At 63.2% G+C, this 18,314-nt stretch carries 16 protein-coding genes; all 16 read right to left on the reverse strand.

Annotated features, from left to right (window positions below; genetic code table 11):
* Positions 1-142 precede the first annotated feature (142 nt).
* Complete coding sequence (gene tuf / locus WDS16_RS16445) at positions 143-1,333, reverse strand: elongation factor Tu (RefSeq protein WP_338886298.1); 1,191 nt, start codon at positions 1,331-1,333, stop codon at positions 143-145.
* A 123-nt stretch (positions 1,334-1,456) separates the two neighbouring features.
* On the reverse strand, positions 1,457-3,559 hold the full coding sequence (fusA, locus tag WDS16_RS16450) for an elongation factor G (RefSeq protein WP_338893493.1): 2,103 nt from the start codon (positions 3,557-3,559) through the stop codon (positions 1,457-1,459).
* A 130-nt stretch (positions 3,560-3,689) separates the two neighbouring features.
* Entirely contained in the window at positions 3,690-4,160 is a 471-nt protein-coding gene (gene rpsG / locus WDS16_RS16455; RefSeq protein ID WP_003941856.1) for a 30S ribosomal protein S7, read from the reverse strand.
* A complete protein-coding gene (gene rpsL / locus WDS16_RS16460; protein WP_008714048.1) occupies positions 4,160-4,534 on the reverse strand; it encodes a 30S ribosomal protein S12 in 375 nt (124 codons plus the stop codon). Before rpsL ends, rpsG begins: the two co-directional genes overlap by 1 nt.
* Positions 4,535-4,837: 303 nt before the next feature.
* Entirely contained in the window at positions 4,838-5,356 is a 519-nt protein-coding gene (locus WDS16_RS16465; RefSeq protein WP_338886299.1) for a DUF3558 domain-containing protein, read from the reverse strand.
* On the reverse strand, positions 5,353-5,868 hold the full coding sequence (locus WDS16_RS16470; RefSeq protein ID WP_338886300.1) for a DUF3558 domain-containing protein: 516 nt from the start codon (positions 5,866-5,868) through the stop codon (positions 5,353-5,355). Before WDS16_RS16470 ends, WDS16_RS16465 begins: the two co-directional genes overlap by 4 nt.
* 115 nt (positions 5,869-5,983) lie before the next feature.
* A complete protein-coding gene (locus WDS16_RS16475) occupies positions 5,984-6,967 on the reverse strand; it encodes an antibiotic biosynthesis monooxygenase (RefSeq protein WP_338886301.1) in 984 nt (327 codons plus the stop codon).
* Positions 6,967-8,364 carry an amidohydrolase family protein gene (locus WDS16_RS16480; RefSeq protein WP_338886302.1) on the reverse strand — a complete coding sequence of 466 codons (1,398 nt, stop codon included), beginning with the start codon at positions 8,362-8,364 and terminating at the stop codon, positions 6,967-6,969. Before WDS16_RS16480 ends, WDS16_RS16475 begins: the two co-directional genes overlap by 1 nt.
* 85 nt (positions 8,365-8,449) lie before the next feature.
* Positions 8,450-9,079, reverse strand: a complete 630-nt coding sequence (locus WDS16_RS16485) for a TetR/AcrR family transcriptional regulator (RefSeq protein WP_338886303.1) — start codon at positions 9,077-9,079, stop codon at positions 8,450-8,452.
* A 35-nt stretch (positions 9,080-9,114) separates the two neighbouring features.
* Positions 9,115-9,870 (reverse strand): enoyl-CoA hydratase family protein, encoded by a 756-nt coding sequence (locus tag WDS16_RS16490; protein WP_338886304.1) that lies wholly within the window; start codon positions 9,868-9,870, stop codon positions 9,115-9,117.
* Positions 9,870-11,030 (reverse strand): acyl-CoA dehydrogenase family protein, encoded by a 1,161-nt coding sequence (locus WDS16_RS16495; RefSeq protein WP_338886305.1) that lies wholly within the window; start codon positions 11,028-11,030, stop codon positions 9,870-9,872. Before WDS16_RS16495 ends, WDS16_RS16490 begins: the two co-directional genes overlap by 1 nt.
* On the reverse strand, positions 11,027-12,979 hold the full coding sequence (locus WDS16_RS16500) for an acetyl/propionyl/methylcrotonyl-CoA carboxylase subunit alpha (RefSeq protein WP_338886306.1): 1,953 nt from the start codon (positions 12,977-12,979) through the stop codon (positions 11,027-11,029). Before WDS16_RS16500 ends, WDS16_RS16495 begins: the two co-directional genes overlap by 4 nt.
* A gap of 4 nt (positions 12,980-12,983) precedes the next feature.
* Entirely contained in the window at positions 12,984-14,582 is a 1,599-nt protein-coding gene (locus tag WDS16_RS16505) for an acyl-CoA carboxylase subunit beta (protein ID WP_338886307.1), read from the reverse strand.
* The gene (locus WDS16_RS16510) at positions 14,579-15,727 is read right to left on the reverse strand and encodes an acyl-CoA dehydrogenase family protein (protein ID WP_338886308.1); all 1,149 of its coding nucleotides are present in this window, start codon (positions 15,725-15,727) and stop codon (positions 14,579-14,581) included. The genes WDS16_RS16505 and WDS16_RS16510 overlap by 4 nt, the downstream gene beginning before the upstream one ends.
* Positions 15,724-17,418 (reverse strand): acyclic terpene utilization AtuA family protein, encoded by a 1,695-nt coding sequence (locus WDS16_RS16515; RefSeq protein WP_338886309.1) that lies wholly within the window; start codon positions 17,416-17,418, stop codon positions 15,724-15,726. The genes WDS16_RS16510 and WDS16_RS16515 overlap by 4 nt, the downstream gene beginning before the upstream one ends.
* The gene (locus WDS16_RS16520) at positions 17,415-18,212 is read right to left on the reverse strand and encodes a TIGR03084 family metal-binding protein (protein WP_338886310.1); all 798 of its coding nucleotides are present in this window, start codon (positions 18,210-18,212) and stop codon (positions 17,415-17,417) included. The genes WDS16_RS16515 and WDS16_RS16520 overlap by 4 nt, the downstream gene beginning before the upstream one ends.
* Positions 18,213-18,314: the final 102 nt, after the last annotated feature.

Raw genomic sequence — 18,314 nt, forward strand, 5'->3', positions numbered from 1 at the left:
GCGGAGCCCCTGATGCCACTGGGGGCGGAGCCCCTGAGAGCCCAAAAAAAGCGACACCCACCCTTTCGGGTGAGTGCCGCTTTGGGTACAGCTGGGTGGAGCTAGATCACTTGATGATCGCCGTAGGCGGAGCCTGCGGAGACTACTTGATGATCTTCGTGACGCGACCGGCGCCGACGGTACGACCGCCTTCGCGGATTGCGAAACGCAGGCCCTCGTCCATGGCGACCGGCTGGATCAGCGTGACGGACATCTCGGTGTTGTCACCGGGCATGACCATCTCGGTGCCCTCGGGAAGGGTCACGACGCCCGTAACGTCCGTGGTACGGAAGTAGAACTGCGGGCGGTAGTTGTTGAAGAACGGCGTGTGGCGGCCGCCTTCGTCCTTGGACAGGATGTAAGCGTTGCCCTCGAACTCCGTGTGGGGAGTCGTGGTGCCCGGCTTGATGATGACCTGTCCACGCTCGACATCTTCACGCTTGATGCCACGAACGAGCAGACCGACGTTGTCGCCAGCCTGGCCCGAGTCGAGCAGCTTGCGGAACATCTCGATACCGGTGACCGTGGTCTTGGTCGAGCCGGGGCGGATGCCGACGATCTCGACCTCTTCGTTGACGTTGACCGAGCCGCGCTCGATACGTCCGGTCACAACCGTGCCACGACCGGTGATGGTGAAAACGTCCTCGACGGGCATGAGGAACGGCTTCTCCGTCTCGCGGACCGGGTCCGGGATGGAATCGTCGACGGCCTGCATGAGCTCGACAACACTCTCGGCCCACTTCTCGTCGCCCTCGAGCGCCTTGAGTGCGGACACCTTGATGACCGGTGCGTCCTCGTCGAAGTCCTGCGCAGCGAGAAGCTCGCGGACCTCCATCTCGACGAGTTCGATGATCTCGTCGTCGTCGACCATGTCGGCCTTGTTGAGTGCAACGAGGATGTACGGCACGCCGACCTGCTTGGCGAGCAGAACATGCTCACGCGTCTGCGGCATCGGGCCGTCCGTAGCTGCCACGACCAGGATTGCGCCGTCCATCTGTGCCGCGCCGGTGATCATGTTCTTGATGTAGTCGGCGTGACCGGGGGCATCGACGTGCGCGTAGTGGCGCTTTTCCGTCTGGTACTCGACGTGGGAGATATTGATCGTGATACCACGAGCCTTCTCTTCCGGCGCCTTGTCGATCTCATCGAAGGCCGAAGCCTCGTTGAGGTCCGGGTACTTGTCGTGCAGAACCTTGGTGATTGCTGCAGTCAGCGTCGTCTTGCCGTGGTCAACGTGACCAATGGTCCCGATGTTGACGTGCGGCTTCGTCCGCTCGAACTTCGCCTTCGCCACTGTGTGTCCTCCTGGACTGTTGGTGCTTGCGTGAAATGCAGCAGTGCGGTTGTCTCGTACAGCTCTTGTGAACTGCATGGTCGTACGGTGTTTCAGATACAGCGTGTCCAGCTAGCAGAGAGATTATTCTCCGGTCGCCTTCGCGATGATTTCCTTCGCGACGTTCGCGGGAACCTCGGCGTAGGAATCGAACACCATGGAGTAGTTAGCGCGGCCCTGAGTCTTCGACCGAAGGTCTCCGATGTAGCCGAACATCTCCGACAGCGGAACCAGTGCCTTGACGATACGGGCACCGCTGCGTTCCTCCATGGCCTGAATCTGACCACGGCGGGAGTTCAGGTCGCCGATGACCTCACCCATGTAATCCTCGGGCGTGATGACCTCGACGGCCATGACGGGTTCGAGAATGACGGGGCCGGCCTTGCGTGCGGCTTCCTTGAACGCTTGTGAGCCGGCGACCTTGAAGGCCATTTCCGACGAGTCGACGTCGTGGTACGCACCGTCGAGCAGTGTGACCTTGACGTTGACCAGGGGGTATCCGGCGAGGACGCCGTACTGCATGGCGTCCTGAGCTCCGGCGTCCACCGAAGGAATGTACTCCCTCGGCACACGACCGCCGCTGACCTTGTTCTCGAACTCGTAGGTAGCACCATCTTCGCCCTCGAAAGGCTCGAGCTTGATGATGACCTTCGCGAACTGGCCGGAGCCACCGGTCTGCTTCTTGTGCGTGTAGTCGTGCTTGTCGACCGTCTTGCGAATGGTCTCACGGTACGCAACCTGCGGCTTGCCGACGTTGGCCTCGACCTTGAACTCGCGACGCATACGGTCGACGAGGATGTCGAGGTGCAGCTCGCCCATTCCGCCGATGACGGTCTGGCCGGTGTCCTCGTCCAGCTTCACCGAGAAGGTGGGATCCTCTTCGGCGAGCTTCTGGATAGCTGTTCCCAGCTTCTCCTGGTCGGACTTGGTCTTCGGCTCGATCGACACCTGGATGACCGGGTCCGGGAAGCTCATGGACTCGAGGATGATCTGGTTCTGCGGATCGCAGAGCGTGTCACCCGTCGTGGTGTCCTTGAGCCCGATCACGGCGTAGATGTGACCGGCAGACGCGGTCGCGATCGCGTTCTCCTTGTTGGAGTGCATCTGGAAAAGCTTGCCCAGACGCTCCTTCTTGCCCTTGGTCGAGTTGATGACCTGAGCGCCGGAGTCGACCTTGCCCGAATACACGCGGACGTAGGTCAGCTTGCCGAAGAAGGGGTGCGTCGCAATCTTGAACGCAAGAGCCGCGAACGGCTCGTCTGCGGACGGCTTGCGAGTGATCTCCTTCTCCTCGTCGCCGACGGCGTGTCCGATGGTCTCGGCAACGTCGAGCGGGGACGGGAGGTAATCGATGACGGCGTCGAGCATGGGCTGAACGCCCTTGTTCTTGAACGCGGAGCCACAGAGGATCGGGTACAGCTCACTGTTGACGGTCATCTTGCGGATGGCGCCCTTGATCTCGTCGATCGTGAGCTCTTCGCCGCCGAAGTGCTTCTCCAGAAGCGCCTCGTCGGATTCGGCCACGGTCTCGAGCAGCATGTTGCGGTACTCGTCTGCGCGCTCTTTGAGGTTTTCCGGGATCTCCTGGATCTCGTACTTCTCGCCGAGCTTGGTCTCGCCGCTCCACACGAGAGCCTTCATCTGCACGAGGTCGATAACGCCCTCGAACTCGTTCTCTGCGCCGATCGGCAGCTGGATGACCAGCGGCTTGGCGCCGAGACGATCGATGATGGTCTGCACGGTGTAGTAGAAGTCCGCGCCCAGTTTGTCCATCTTGTTGACGAAGCAGATACGCGGAACGTCGTACTTGTCGGCCTGACGCCACACCTGCTCCGACTGCGGCTCGACACCCTCTTTGCCGTCGAACACGGCAACGGCGCCATCGAGCACGCGAAGCGAACGCTCGACCTCGACCGTGAAGTCGACGTGGCCGGGCGTATCGATGATGTTGATCTGGTTGTCGTTCCAGAAGCACGTCGTGGCAGCAGAGGTGATCGTGATGCCACGCTCCTGCTCCTGCTCCATCCAGTCCATGGTGGCTGCGCCATCGTGAACCTCACCGATCTTGTACGAGATACCGGTGTAGAAGAGGATGCGTTCGGTAGTGGTGGTTTTACCAGCATCGATGTGGGCCATGATGCCGATGTTGCGGACCTTGTTGAGGTCGGTCAGCACGTCCTGTGCCACGGAATTCATCCCGCCTTGTAAGTCGAAGAAGTGGGACTGGTCCAGCTTTGATGGTGATCAGGCCGGTCCAGGTACTCGGTACAACGCCGAAAGGATACGGAAAGTTTCGCCGCATCCTTCCGGCCGTAAGTCACCAGCGGTAGTGCGCGAACGCCTTGTTGGCTTCCGCCATCTTGTGGGTGTCCTCGCGACGCTTCACAGCGGCACCGAGGCCGTTGCTGGCGTCGAGCAACTCGTTGGCCAGACGCTCGACCATGGTCTTCTCACGACGAGCGCGCGAGAACGTGACCAGCCAGCGCAGTGCCAGCGTGGTGGAACGGCCGGGACGAACCTCGACGGGCACCTGGTAGGTGGCGCCACCGACGCGACGGCTGCGAACCTCGAGGGCCGGCTTGACGTTGTCGAGTGCACGCTTGAGCGTGACGACGGGGTCGGTGCCGGTCTTCTCGCGAGCCTGCTCGAGAGCCTGGTAGACGATGCGCTCGGCGGTCGACTTCTTGCCGTCGAGAAGGATCTTGTTGACGAGCTGCGTGACCAACGGGGATCCGTAGACCGGGTCGTTGATCAGCGGCCGCTTGGGTGCTGGGCCCTTGCGTGGCATTAGCTCTTCTCCTTCTTGGCGCCGTAGCGGCTGCGAGCCTGCTTGCGGTTCTTGACACCCTGGGTGTCGAGCGAGCCGCGAATGATCTTGTAACGCACACCCGGGAGGTCCTTCACACGACCACCGCGAACGAGCACCATGGAGTGCTCCTGCAGGTTGTGGCCCTCACCGGGGATGTAGGCGGTGACCTCTACCGAGCTGGTCAAGCGCACACGCGCGACCTTACGCAGAGCAGAGTTCGGCTTCTTCGGAGTGGTGGTGTACACGCGAGTGCACACACCACGGCGCTGGGGACTGCCCTTGAGGGCAGCGGTCTTCAGCTTCGCAACCTTGTCGGTGCGACCCTTGCGGACCAGCTGGTTGATAGTTGGCATGAACCGGCTTTCTTCGTGTCGCGAGTCTCTACTTGAAAAAGACTTCAGGGATCTAGCAGTTGGAGCAAGAGAACACTGCTCCTCACCCGGTACTGCTGCTGCTCCAGTACTTCTACCGCGGGTCTCTTGCACCCCGCGGTCGGGTGTGTCGCATACCCCCACACGGCAGCCGAAACGCACGCTCGAAACTGAACATGAGCACGGCTGTACCTCGCATAGGCACACAGACGGTCCGGCCAGGCCGGACACGACCCATAACGATACCCGGCGGCGCGGCCTCGGGTCAAAACGGTATCGGTTGTGCTATCGACTGAGGTTGATCGTCAGATCCATCAACGTCGTCGCCGCCGCGCACGGATCGGTGGATCCCGAACCAGGCAGGTACTGCACCCACCACCCGACGACGCCGGAGTCCGGCGACCCTGCGGTCACCCCGCAGGACCCGGGGTCGTTCGGCGGCTGGGAGCGAATCGCCTTGCGGCCCTGCACCGTAATGTCCTCCACCGAGTACATCATCTTCTCGTTCGCGTCCCGTTCCGAGTCCAGCGAACCGTTCTCGAACCAGTTGAAAGTCACCTTCACGATCCCGTTCGGCCCTGCCACGTCCCACCTGCAGATGGCCCCGAAGAAGCCGCGCTGAATGGCGTCGCCACCCACGGTTTCGGCAATGCGGTCGTCTGCGACGGCGTCGCACTCGGTAAGGAGATCCGTGAACGCGGAGTCTGTGCCACTGCCGAACGGCTGAGCGGTGGGAGTGCCTTCGACGGTGGTACTGCAGCCGGCAAGTAATACGACACCGAGAGCAACGAATGCGCGTTTCATTGCGTTCGCTCGATGGTCAGTTCGGCGAGTTGCTGCGCAACGCCGCAGGGGTCGGCCGTCGGCGGTTGATCACCGTAGGTGACAGACCAATGCATGAAATCCTTCCCGAACTCCACGCCCACCTCGCACAAGTAGTTGTCGGTGGCTGCAGAGAAGCCCGGGTGCCCGTCGATCTCGATGTCGTCGGCAGGTCGGCCGATGAGTTCCGAGCCCGAGCGTTCCCGGCCGATGGGACTGCCCCGGTACCACGAGAAGCTGACCGACGGCCCGGCGAACCCGCTCACCTCCCACTCGCACCCGACGGAGTTGCGGGTGATCATCGTGAAGGCCCCGACCGCGAAGGTGCTGCGGACTTCCTCGTCGTCCACTGATCCGCACTGGCCGAAGAACGGGCCCGCGGCACCGGGATTCGCGGTGGTGGAATCCTGGCTGGACGACGGCTCGTCGCGGCCCCCGCACCCCGCGAGCAGGAGGCTGCAGGCCACCACTCCGAGAATCACTGGTGCGCGCATGTCCTGGACAGTACTCGAGACCACCGACTCCGTCGTAGTGGCACGATTGGGTGCACGGGAATGCACTTAACCGTGCCACTGGGGGCGGAGCCGCCGCCCTCGCCCACACAGCCTGTCAGTCGAAATAGTCCCAGAACTGCAGCCACTTGATCGACGCGAACAGCGTCAGCGTGACGCCATAGACAACCACCACCACCAACGCTCCGACGATGCTGACCCTGCGCGGGGCGCCGTCGATCGGGTCGAGCCAGCGCCTGAACCACCCCGTGACGGCAGGCATGAAGAAGTACGTCATCAGGCCGACGCTGAGGATCTGACTGAGCCACATCGACAGCCACGGCGGCGAACCGACGTCATCGAGCAACGGCCCGACGAACCGGGACAGCGTCATCACCGTCGGATAGAGCACGAGGAGCACGAGCATCGCCGTCTTCCAGTCCGGCGTCACCTGCGTCTTGCCATCCTCGACGCGGACGATGGAACCGAACGGAGTGCTGTGCGTGATCACCGAGAAGTCGCCGGTGAGCTGTTTGCGAAGTTCCGGTAGCGCGGCACTTCGGACGTCGGACTGCATCCACGCAGACAGCTGCCGGTCCGTACGGAACCGCAGCACCGACAACCACCTCGACGCGGAATCACCGAGCACCTCGTCGCTCGGTCGTCCTGGACCGAGGAGTACCGCACCTTCGAATCCGGAGAATCCCGCGCTGAGATCGACAAGCTCCTGCTGACTGCGCAGGAACTCGTCCTGCCTGCCATTCGCGACGTCGTGCGCGATGATCCCGACGCCGGTCGACGGCGCACTTCCTTCGATGACGACGAGGTCGGTGCTGATCCGGTGATGGCCTTGCGCGTCACCCTGGTGGAGCAGACCAGCGCGCTCCGGGCTGTCGAGCCAGGCATGCAGGTGCTCCTCGGAGTCGAACGACACAGCCGCCGCCCACTCGAAGTTGGTCGTGTCGGGGTGCGATACGAGCGCGCTGTCGAAGCCGGGGGCACGCTCGGCGGCCGCTTGTAGCTCGGCTGCCCAAGCAGCGAACGCCTCACGGGAATCTTCGCGGTGGAAGATGCTGACCGCGGTGGCCGGTGCGGTCAGCATCAGACTGCGTCGATGCGTCGACCCTGCACGTATACCTCGGTGATCGCAGGTTCTCGCATCGCCATCAGCAGTGCGAACAGCGTCTGGTCTCGTGCCATGTCCGGTTCCTCCGATCGAACTCCGCGGTCGATCAATCCACCGAGAGGTGGCCATGCAGCAGGGTCGACGACGATGAAGTCGGCTTCCTTGCCGTGATCGAAGTTGCCGATGCGGTCTTCCATGTCGAGTGCACGAGCCCCCGCCAGGGTGCCGGTGAACAGCAGCTCGGCCGGATGGATCGACACACCGTCGTCGCCCGCCTCGGAAATATGCACCTTGAAGGCGTCGCCGAGCACTCGTGTCAGAAGGAACTCGTCACCGCCGCCGTAGTCCGAGCCGATGGCGATGTTCACACCGGACGCCACGGTCCTCTTCCACGGCATGGTGCCCGAGCCGAGAAATTGCTGCGACGTCGGGCAGTGCGAGATCGACGTGCCGGTCTCGGCCATGCGGGCCAATTCGACGTCCTGACAGTGGACCGAGTGGGCGAGGATGCTTCGTTTGCCGAGGAAGCTCTTTCCGCCGACCTTCGAGCCGGGGAGGAACCTTCCGTCGTAGGTGTCGAGGTACGAATCGACCTGATAGGTCTCCTTGGTCGTCGCAACTTCGCCTGTCCCGGGGCGATCGTTCTCGTTGAGATGGCTGTGGAAGTACACGCCGCGACCGCGCACGGAGTCGTAGAGATCGCCGAGATTCCTCAGCGTCTCCGTCGTCACCGACAGGGAAAACCGCGGTACGACGGCAACGTGCAACTTCGCGGTCGCGACGTCGCCGGTGTCGGCCGCATGCCACTTCTCGATCTCTTCCGATACGAGGCGAACCGCGTCCTCTTCGCTTGTGATCAGCGCCTGGGCGGAGTCGGGCCCGGTGGTCTGGACTCCGCGGCCACTGACGACGCGCAATCCACGTCGTCGAGTCTCCTCGAACAACGAATCCTGCGCGTGTGGGAACGCAGATCCGAACACCATCGCCTGCGTGGTTCCAGCCGCAATCCGGCGGTCACAGAACGCGACTGCAGCGTCTGCAGCGAACTGTGGATCCGCCAGCATCGATTCCGACGGGAAGATGCACGCGTTCAGCCACTCGAGTAGCTGCCCGCCGCCATAGGCGTCGCCGACGAACGTCTGCGGGAAATGAACGTGCGTGTCGATGAATCCGGGGAGCAGAAAGCCCGGTCGATGGTCGACGACGATGCCGCTGTCCGGGGGAACACGGTCGAAGTCACCCACGTAGACGACTACGCCGTCATCGTCGACGACGAGCGCGCCGTCCGGGATCGAGACCAAGGCATCGGCGGCCCCGTCGACTGTCGGCGAACCTGCGATGTGGAAAACATGTCCCCGGTGTACCCGGCTCACTGCTGTACCCAGCTCAACTGCTGTACCTGACTCACGCTCAGAGCGAACCACGAGCCTGACGTTCGCGCTCGCCGAAGCTGTCAATTCATCCGCTTGCCGCGGCGATCTCACCCTTGTTCATCTTCAGGCTCGAATCGAGCACACCTGCCCACGCCCGCACGATCTCTCCGCGCCTGCGAGAGTCGTCGCTCAGCACGTCCGCGAGCCCGAGGCCGCGGGCCAAGTCGAGGGTGGCCTGCACCAGCCGGTGGGTCTGCGGGTCACGATCGTCGACGCCCAGATGCTCGACGGCCATTCGGTGTGCGACCCGGCCGAACTTGTCCTCGAGCGGAAGCACACGTGCACGCATTTCCGGATCCGCCGCCGCTGCCGTCCATACTTGTAGCGCGGCCTTGAACACTGGACCTGTGTAGTACTCGACGAGCCGTTCGACGACCGCTTCCGTCCTCGCCAGCCCTGGTGGCAACGCTGTGGACTCGCGGCGGGCGTCGTCCATCCTGGTGTCGAACATGTAATCGAGCGCAGCGGTGATCAGATCCTCGCGTGTCGGAAAGTGGTGCTGTGTCGCGCCGCGCGACACACCGGCCTTCTCGGCGACGACCCCGACGGTCGTCGCACTCCATCCTTGATCGGCGAGCGAGGCAATGGTTGCTTCGAGCAGCCGCAAGCGCGTGGCCCTGCTCCGGTCCTGCTTGGGTTCACGCGCCGTCACCATCTGCTACTTCACTCCCGACTCCGTATCGCAAAAATCTAAAGCTCCACTGTCGCCCACCTGGGTGGACGCTTCTGCAGAAAGGCCATCATCCCCTCCCGCGCTTCCTCCGATGCAAACAGGTTCGCAGAACGATCCGACAGGTCGGTTCCAAGCGCGTCGAAACCAGCGAGAATCGAGGCGGTGGTGAGCCGCTTCGACTCGGCGAGACCCTGCGGCGATCCCTTGCACAGCGCATCCAGAAGATCGCCGACGGTCACTTCCGGGTCGGTGCTGGCCTCACTGATGAGGCCTATGGCTTCCGCCTCGTGTGCGCCGAACTTCTCGCCGGTGAGGAAGTATCGGCTCGCGGCGCGGGGCGACATACAAGGCAGCAGCGTCAACGACACGATCGACGGCGCGAGCCCCAATCGCGCCTCCGTCAGTGCGAACGTCGCTTGCGGCCCTGCAACGACGATGTCGCATGCTCCGACGAGACCCATACCGCCCGCCCGTACATGTCCGTCGATCTTCCCGACGACAGGTTTCGGAGTCTCGAGAATAGCGCGTAGCAGCCCGAGCATCTGCGAAGTGCGACCCTCGACCGACCCGCCCGCCTCGGACAGATCCGCACCTGCACAGAATGTTCCGCCGGTATGGGTCAGCACTATTGCGCGAACATCCGGATTCTCGGCGGCCGCGTCGAGACCAGCCGTGAGCTCCTCGACGAGAACGGACGACAGCGCATTCCGATTGTGTGGTGTGTCGAGAGTGAGGGTGGTGACCGCAGCATCGGTCTGAACCTGGACCGCCATCAGTAGCTCCTGGGCAGCCCGAGCGAATGTTGCGACACGAAGTTGAGAATCATCTCCCGGCTGACCGGCGCGACTCGGGCAATACGCGCGGCGCCGAGCATCGCGGCCAGGCCGTACTCCTCGGTCAGCCCAGCACCGCCGTGTGTCTGAATCGCTTGATCGAGAGCCTTGATGCTCGCTTCCGCGGCGGCGTACTTGGCCATGTTGGCCGCCTCCGCAGCGCCGAAGTCATCCCCGCTGTCGTAGAGGACAGCAGCCTTCTGCATCATCAACTTCGCCAGTTCCAGCTCGATCTTGACCTGGGCCAGCGGGTGCGCGATGCCCTGGTGCGCACCGATGGGTGTCTTCCACACGGTTCGCTCGTTGGCATACTTCACCGCCGCATCCAGCGCGTACCTCCCCATACCGACGGCCATTGCAGCACCGAGGATGCGTTCGGGGTTCAGACCTGCGAACAGCTGCATCAGCGCGGCGTCGGCCTCCCCGACGAGAGCTTCTGCAGGAAGACGAACATCGTCGAGGAACAGCGTGAACTGGTGGTCGGGTTCGATGATGTCCATCTCCATCCGAGTCTTGTGAAAACCCTCGGAGTCGGTGGGGACGATGAACAGCGCGGGCTTCAGCTTCCCAGTCTTGGAATCCTCGGTACGCGCCACGATCAGAACGGCATCGGCCTGATCGACGCCGGAGATGTAGATCTTGCTGCCCTTGACGAGCCAATCGTCACCATCTCGTCGCGCAGTGGTGGTGATCTGGTGCGAGTTGGAACCGGCGTCGGGTTCGGTGATGCCGAACGCCATGATCTTCGATCCGTCGGCGAGCGCGGTCAGCCACGTTTGCTTCTGGTCCTCGGTGCCGTACTTTCCGATGATGGTGCCGCAGATCGCCGGGCTCACCACGACCAGAAGAAGACCTGCTCCGTGCGCGGCCAGCTCTTCCTGGACGAGGGCGAGCTCGTAGATTCCCGCACCGCCGCCGCCGTACTCCTCCGGGAGGTTGACGCCGAGAAACCCGAGTTTGCCTGCCTCGTTCCACAATTCGGTGAGGGGTTCGCCCCGTCGGGCGCGGGGTAGGACGTAGTCGATGTAGTTGTACCGCTTGCCGAGCGAGGACACAGAAGTCCGCAGACCCTTCTGCTCCTCGGTTTCGATGAAACTCACTGCTGCTCTCCTTCGGTTACCACTGCCAACACTGCTCCGACTTCGACTTGCTGACCGGCGGTGACGTTCAGTTCGGACAACACACCGTCGGTCGGCGAGAAGACAGTGTGTTCCATTTTCATCGCTTCGAGCATGAGAATCGGCTGACCCGCTGTGACGGTGTCACCTTGGGCTGCAGCGACTCTGACCACGCTGCCCGGCATCGGCGCCAGCAGCGATCCAGCAGCCACGTCCTCGGTGGGATCCGAGAACCGCGGGATTCTGTTCAGCCGCACCGAGCCGAGCGAAGAGTCGACGAACACCTGGGATCCGTACCGGCTGACCGAGAACGCGCGCCGGAGTCCGCCGTCGACGAGCACGACCCGGTTCGGAGTGTGCTCGACGAGGGAGACGCCGTCGAGATCCGTCGTCAGTCCGTATCTTCCGAGTGTGTACTCGACGGTGATGTCGTCGTAGCTTTTCCGCTGCGGCTGGGACGGCAGATTGCGCCATCCGCTCGGTAGGCCGCTGTTGACCCGCGCGATCTCGCGGTTGTGAGCCGCGTCGGCCAGGGCCGCAGCGAGCGCTGACAGTTGCAGATCCCGCCCCTGCACGGGCGATTGCGCCAGAGAGTCCAGACCGTGTGTCTCGAAAAATGCCGTGTCGGTGTCCCCGGCAAGGAAAGCCGGATGCTGCAGGACGTTGACGAGCAGGTCGCGGTTGGTCTTCACCCCGTGGATCGTGGCTCGCTGCAGCGATTTCGCGAGCCGGTTGGCGGCCTGAGCGCGGGTAGGAGCGAACGAAATGACCTTCGCCAGCATCGGGTCGTAGTAGGTGCCGATGACGCTACCGGTTCCGATTCCGGAATCCACCCTGATTCCAGCTCTGCCGAGCACCTCGAACGTGGCTCCGGGGATATCGAATCGGTGCACGATTCCACTCTGCGGCTGCCAGTCCTGCGCGGGATCCTCGGCGTAGAGGCGAACCTCGATGGAGTGGCCACGACTCCCCGGCTGCTCGGCAGGCAACGCGCCCCCGCCGGCGACGAGAATCTGTAACGCGACCAGATCGAGTCCCGTCGTACATTCGGTGACGGGATGCTCGACCTGCAGACGCGTGTTCATCTCGAGGAAAAAGAAGTTGCCCTTCTCGTCTGCCAGGAATTCGACGGTGCCTGCACCCTCGTACCCGATCGCCTCGGTTGCGAGTCTGGCTGCGTCGAACAGTCTGTCCCGCATGCCGTCGATTCGCTCGACGAGCGGTGACGGGGCCTCCTCGACGACCTTCTGGTGTCGACGCTGAATAGAGCATTCTCGCTCCCCCACCGCCCACACCGTGCCGTGACGGTCGGCCATCACCTGGACCTCGATGTGGCGTCCCGTCTCGATATAGCGCTCGACGAATACCGTCGAATCCCCGAATGCCGACAGCGATTCGCGCTGAGCCGCTTCGATTTCCGTCTCCAGGTCCGCGAGTTCGCGAACTATCCGCATACCGCGGCCACCACCGCCGGCAGAGGCTTTGACGAGAACGGGCAATTCGTTCTCGGTCACGTTCGCGGGATCGAGCTGAGTCAGCACCGGCACTCCCGCGTCGGACATCATCCGCTTGGACTCGACCTTCGAGCCCATCAGTTCGATGGCCTTGACCGGCGGCCCGATCCACGTCAACCCAGCGTTCTGTACCTGCTGCGCGAAATCGGCGTTCTCCGACAGAAATCCGTATCCGGGATGGATGGCGTCGGCGCCTGCCTGAACCGCCGCGGCAATGACGAGATCGCCGCGCAAGTAGGTCTCGTTCGACGCGTTGCCGGGCAAACGTACTGCGACGTCGGCGTCACGCACGTGCGGGGAGTCGGCGTCGGCGTCGGAGAAGACCGCGACCGTTGCGATGCCCTCGGCGCGAGCGGTGGCGAAGACGCGGCGGGCGATCTCGCCGCGGTTGGCTACGAGGACAGACGATACCGTCATGGCTTCACATCCGGAAGACGCCGAAGTTCTCGGTGCCTTCGATCGGGGCAGTGGCGATGGCCGACAGGCACATTCCGACTACCGTACGGGTATCGCGGGGGTCGATGACGCCGTCGTCGTACAGACGCCCGGAGAGGAACATCGGCAGCGACTCGGCTTCGATTTGGTTCTCGATCATCGCCCGAAGTCCGGCGTCGGCCTCTTCGTCGAAGGCTTGGCCACGGGCTTCGGCGGCGGCGCGGCCGACGATCGAAATGACTCCGGCCAGCTGGGCGCCGCCCATGACTGCGGACTTGCTACTCGGCCAGGCGAAGAGAAACCGCGGGTCGAAGGCTCGTCCGCACATGCCGTAGTGGCCTGCGCCGTAGGACGCGCCGAGCAGGATCGAGATGTGCGGGACCTTCGAGTTGGCGACGGCGTTGATCATCATCGAGCCGTGTTTGATCATGCCGCCTTCCTCGTACTCCTTGCCGACCATGTAACCGGTGGTGTTGTGCAGGAACAACAACGGAGTGTTCGATCGGTTCGCGAGCTGGATGAACTGGGTCGCCTTCTGCGATTCCTCGCTGAACAAAACGCCGCGGGCGTTGGCGAGGATGCCGATGGGATAGCCGTGCAGTTCCGCCCAACCGGTGACCAGCGAGGATCCGTACATGGGCTTGAATTCGTCGAAGTCGCTGCCGTCGACGATTCGTGCGATGACTTCGCGTGGGTCGAAGGGGATCTTCAAGTCTGTCGGGACGATGCCGAGTAGATCTTCCGGATCGGCGAGAGGTTCGATGACCTCTTTGCGCGGCTCCGGGCCCTTCTTCTTCCAGTTCAATCGAGACACGATGCTCCGGCCGATTCGGATTGCGTCCTGCTCGTCGACGGCGAAGTAGTCTGCGAGGCCAGACTTTCGGGCGTGCATCTCGGCGCCACCGAGCGATTCGTCGTCGGAGTCCTCACCGGTGGCCATCTTGACCAAGGGCGGTCCGGCGAGAAAGACCTTGGAGCGTTCCTTGATCATGACGACGTGGTCGGACATGCCGGGAATGTAGGCGCCGCCGGCTGTCGAATTGCCGAACACGAGTGCGATCGTCGGGATGCCCTGGGCGGACAACTGCGTCAGGTCGCGGAACATGCGTCCGCCCGGGATGAACACTTCCTTCTGGGTGGGCAGATCGGCACCACCGGATTCGACGAGCGAGATGACCGGAAGCCGGTTCTGGGTCGCTATGTCGTTGGCGCGGAATCCTTTTTTCAACGTCCAGGGGTTGCTGGCACCGCCGCGAACCGTCGGGTCGTTTGCGACGATGAGGCATTCGACGCCGCTGACAACACCGATTCCCATGACGGTACTGGCGCCAACTGGAAAGTCGCTGCCCCAGCCCGCAAGTGGGCAGAGTTCGAGGAATGCCGAGTCTTCGTCGACGAGCAGTTCGATGCGCTCACGGGCCAGAAGCTTGCCACGCTTGCGGTGCCGTTCGATGTACTTTTCGCCGCCGCCGAGGAGTGCTTTGCCGTGTTCGGCATCGATCTCCGCGAGTTTGGTGTTCATTGCCTCGGTTGCACCGGTGAACTGCTCCGATGCGGTGTCGAGGGTGGACTTGAGCACGCTCATGCCTGGTACCCCAATCGTTTTGCTGCCAGCCCGGTGAGAATTTCGGTGGTGCCGCCTCCGATGCCGAGGATGCGCATATCTCGGTACTGGCGTTCGACTTCGCTTTCGCGCATGTAACCGAGTCCGCCGAACAGCTGTACCGCCTGGTTCGCGACCCACTCGCCGGATTCGACGGCGGTGTTCTTCGCGAAGCAGACCTCGGCGATGAAGTCTTGGTGCTCCTGCAGGGACCGTTCGACGAGGGAGCGGGTGTAGACACGGGCTACGTCGATCTTGCGAGCCATCTCAGTGACGGTGTTCTGTACCGATTGCCTTGCGATCAGCGGCTTTCCGAAGGTTTCGCGATCACGGACCCATTGCAGAGTCAGATCGAGGCAGCGTTGTGCGCTCGCATAGGCCTGCGCGGCAAGGGCGATGCGTTCGGTCAGAAATGCCTGCGCGATCTGCGCGAACCCGCTGTTCTCGGCGCCGACGAGGTTGGCGACGGGCACCCGCGCATCGACGAACGACAGCTCGGCCGTGTCCGAAGCCCGCCACCCCATCTTGTCGAGTTTGCTCGTCACCTCGAAGCCTGGAGTGCCTTTCTCGATCACGAGCAGCGAAACGCCTGCAGCGCCCTCGCCACCGGTGCGGACCGCGGTAACGACAAAATCGGCTCGGCACCCCGAGGTGATGTACGTTTTCGATCCGTTGACGACGTAATGATCGCCGTCCATGACGGCCTTCGTCCTGAGGTGACCGACGTCGGAACCGCCACCCGGCTCGGTGATGGCGAGCGATCCGATTTTGTCGCCGGCGAGCGTGGGCCGCACCCACTTGTCGATCTGGTCGGTGTCACCCGCTGCAACCAAGTGCGGCAATGCAATTCCACTGGTGAACAGCGACGCGAACAGCCCGCCCGACGCGCCCGCCTGATGCATCTCCTCGCAGATGACGACGGCGTCGGCGAGGTCTCCTCCATCACCGCCCACCTCCTCGGGGAATCCTGCGCCGATCAAGCCGAGGGCCGCCGCCTTCTTGTGCAGCTCCCGTGGGATTTCGCCGTCGGACTCCCATTGATCCATGTGCGGTGCGATGTCTTGTTCGACGAAGCTGCGGACGGTCTTTCGCAACTGAAGTCGTTCGGGGGTGGTCCAGATGGTCATGCGAGTTCTCCCTGAAATACCAATGTTTCGGGAATGTCGATGTGGCGAGACCGCAGCCACTCACCGAGCCCCTTGGCCTGTGGATCGAACCGAGCCTGCGAAGCGACGCCTTGACCGAGGATCCCGTCGATCACGAAGTTGACGGCGCGTAGGTGAGGCAGGACGTGCCGGGTGACGGTCAGTGCTTTCGCTTCCGGCAACATCACCTTCAGCTGATCGACTGTGAGTGCAGCTGCCAACCAGGAGAATTCGTCGTCGCTGCGCACCCAGACGCCGACGTTGGCATTTCCACCTTTGTCGCCGCTTCGGGCTGCGGCGATCGTGCCGAGAGGTACGCGAATGGTGGGTTCCTGCGGGCGCGCCCTCGGCAGTTCCGGCTCCCGCAGAGGTTCAAGTTCCTTCGTGTCGGATGCCTGCGGAACGTCGCGCGAGGTTCCGTCGGGCAGCACTGCGACGTGCGGCACCTCGGCCGCGTCGACGTACGCCGCCGTGAACACGCCGTAGGGCGCGCCGTTGCCGGGGGGAGCCGTCAACGAAAACCCGGGATAGCTGGCGAGCGCAAGTTCGACTGCAACCGAGGAGAATTGGCGGCCCACCATGTTCGGGTCGCTGTCCCTGGCAACGCAGCGCAGCAGAGCGCTTGCAGTTTCCTCGGTGTCGGCATCGGGCTTGTCGGTGCGGACAAGCGTCCAGTCCAGTTCGTTCGGCCGGGCAGGGAGCCACGATTCGAACTGCTTCTGCGCAAGTTCGGCCTTCGCGTCGATGTCGAGTCCTGTGAGGATAAGCGTGAACTCGTTGCGGAACCCGCCGAGCGCATTGAGCGAGACCTTCAGCGTCGGCGGCGGCGGCTCGCCCTGCACACCGCTGATCCGGACGCGATCGCTGGAGTCGGACAAGAGGATTGCCGAGTCGATGCGTGCGGTGACATCGGGATTGGCATAACGCCCCCCGGTGATTTCGTACAGCAACTGGGCCGTCACGGTTCCAACACTGACAGCTCCCCCGGTACCGTCGTGCTTGGTGATCACCGAGGAGCCGTCGGCCTCGATTTCAGCGATGGGGAATCCTGGACGTCCCATATCGGAGATCTCGGTGAAGAACGAGTAGTTGCCACCGGTGGCCTGAGTACCACACTCGATGACGTGACCGGCGACAACAGCACCGGCCAAGGCGTCGTAACCGGTTCTCGACCAACCGAAGTGGTGAGCCGCGGGCCCGACGATGACCGAAGCGTCGGTGACGCGCCCAGTTACCACGACGTCGGCGCCCGACTTCAAGCATTCCACGATTCCCCAGGAACCGAGATATGCGTTGGCCGTCAACGGTGTGCCGAGGCCCAGTTCCTGGGCGCGCGAGAGAAGGTCGTCGCCTTCGACATAGGCGATCTTCGCTCCTGACCCCAGTTCGTCGAGAGCCTTCGCCAAGCCGCTGGGATTGAGCCCGCCGGCGTTGGCGACGATCTTCACTCCCTTGTCGAGCGCAAGTCCCAGGCAATCTTCGGCTTGGCGCAGAAAGGTTTTCGCATATCCGCGGGATGCGTCCTTCATGCGGTCGCGACCGAGGATCAACATCGTCAACTCGGCCAGGTAGTCACCGGTGAGGTAGTCGAGTTCACCCCCTTCGAGCATCTCGCGCATCGCGGAGATCCGGTCTCCGTAGAAGCCGGAACAGTTACCGATCCTGACGGTCATTGCTTGGGTCGTCCACTTCCGGGAGGGCCTGCGAAGGCTTGGGCGATGGTGAGCCAGTGTTCGGCGTCGGCGCCGACGGCAGTGACGTCGAGATCGTCGCGGTGCGCCCGCTGAGTGACCAGCAGGCAGAAGTCCGCAGCCGAACCAGTGACGCGCTGGGCGGCGTCCTCGGGACCCCAGCTCCACAGCTCACCACCTGGCGAGGTGAGTTCGAACCGGAACGGCTCGGCCGGCGGAGTCTGCTGGTTGAGCGCGTACGCGAAGTCTCGGGTCCGCACACCGATGTGCGCGATGCCCTTGATCCGCTCGGTCGGCTCGCGGACGACACCGAGCGCGTCGGCGACATCCTGGCCGTGTGCCCACGTCTCCATCAGCCGCGCGGTCGCCATCGACGCAGCACTCATCGGCGGCCCGAACCACGGAATCTTGACGCCCGGCGGCACCGTCGCGAGCGCATCGGTCAAAGCCCGACGACGCGAGCGCCACGTTGCCAACAGTGCTGGATCGCGCGCTTGTTCCTCAGCAGCGGTGTCGACGAAGCCCATGGGATCGGACCATGCCTGTTTCAGCGCTGCATCGAATTCTGCGGCGGCGTCTGTGTCGCCTGCCGCGCCGGATGTCGTCCGCTCGGCAACATTGTCGGTCCAGGAGAGGTGCCCGATCTGATGGGCGACGGTCCACCCTTCGGCTGGTGTCGGCGTCGACCATTGCTGGTCGGAGAGGTCTGCAACCAGCGCGTCGAGGGCATCACCCTCGGCGCGGAGGTCGTCGACGATGGAGTCGAGGTCGGCCATGGAAGAAAGCTTCACATCGCAGACCGGAAAAAGCAAGCATGCATGCTTGTTAATCTGGAGGCTCCGCCCACAGTGGCACGATAGAGTGCATTCCAGTGCACT

It is taken from the genome of Rhodococcus sovatensis, assembly GCF_037327425.1.
Classification (GTDB): Bacteria; Actinomycetota; Actinomycetes; order Mycobacteriales; family Mycobacteriaceae; genus Rhodococcoides; species Rhodococcoides sovatense.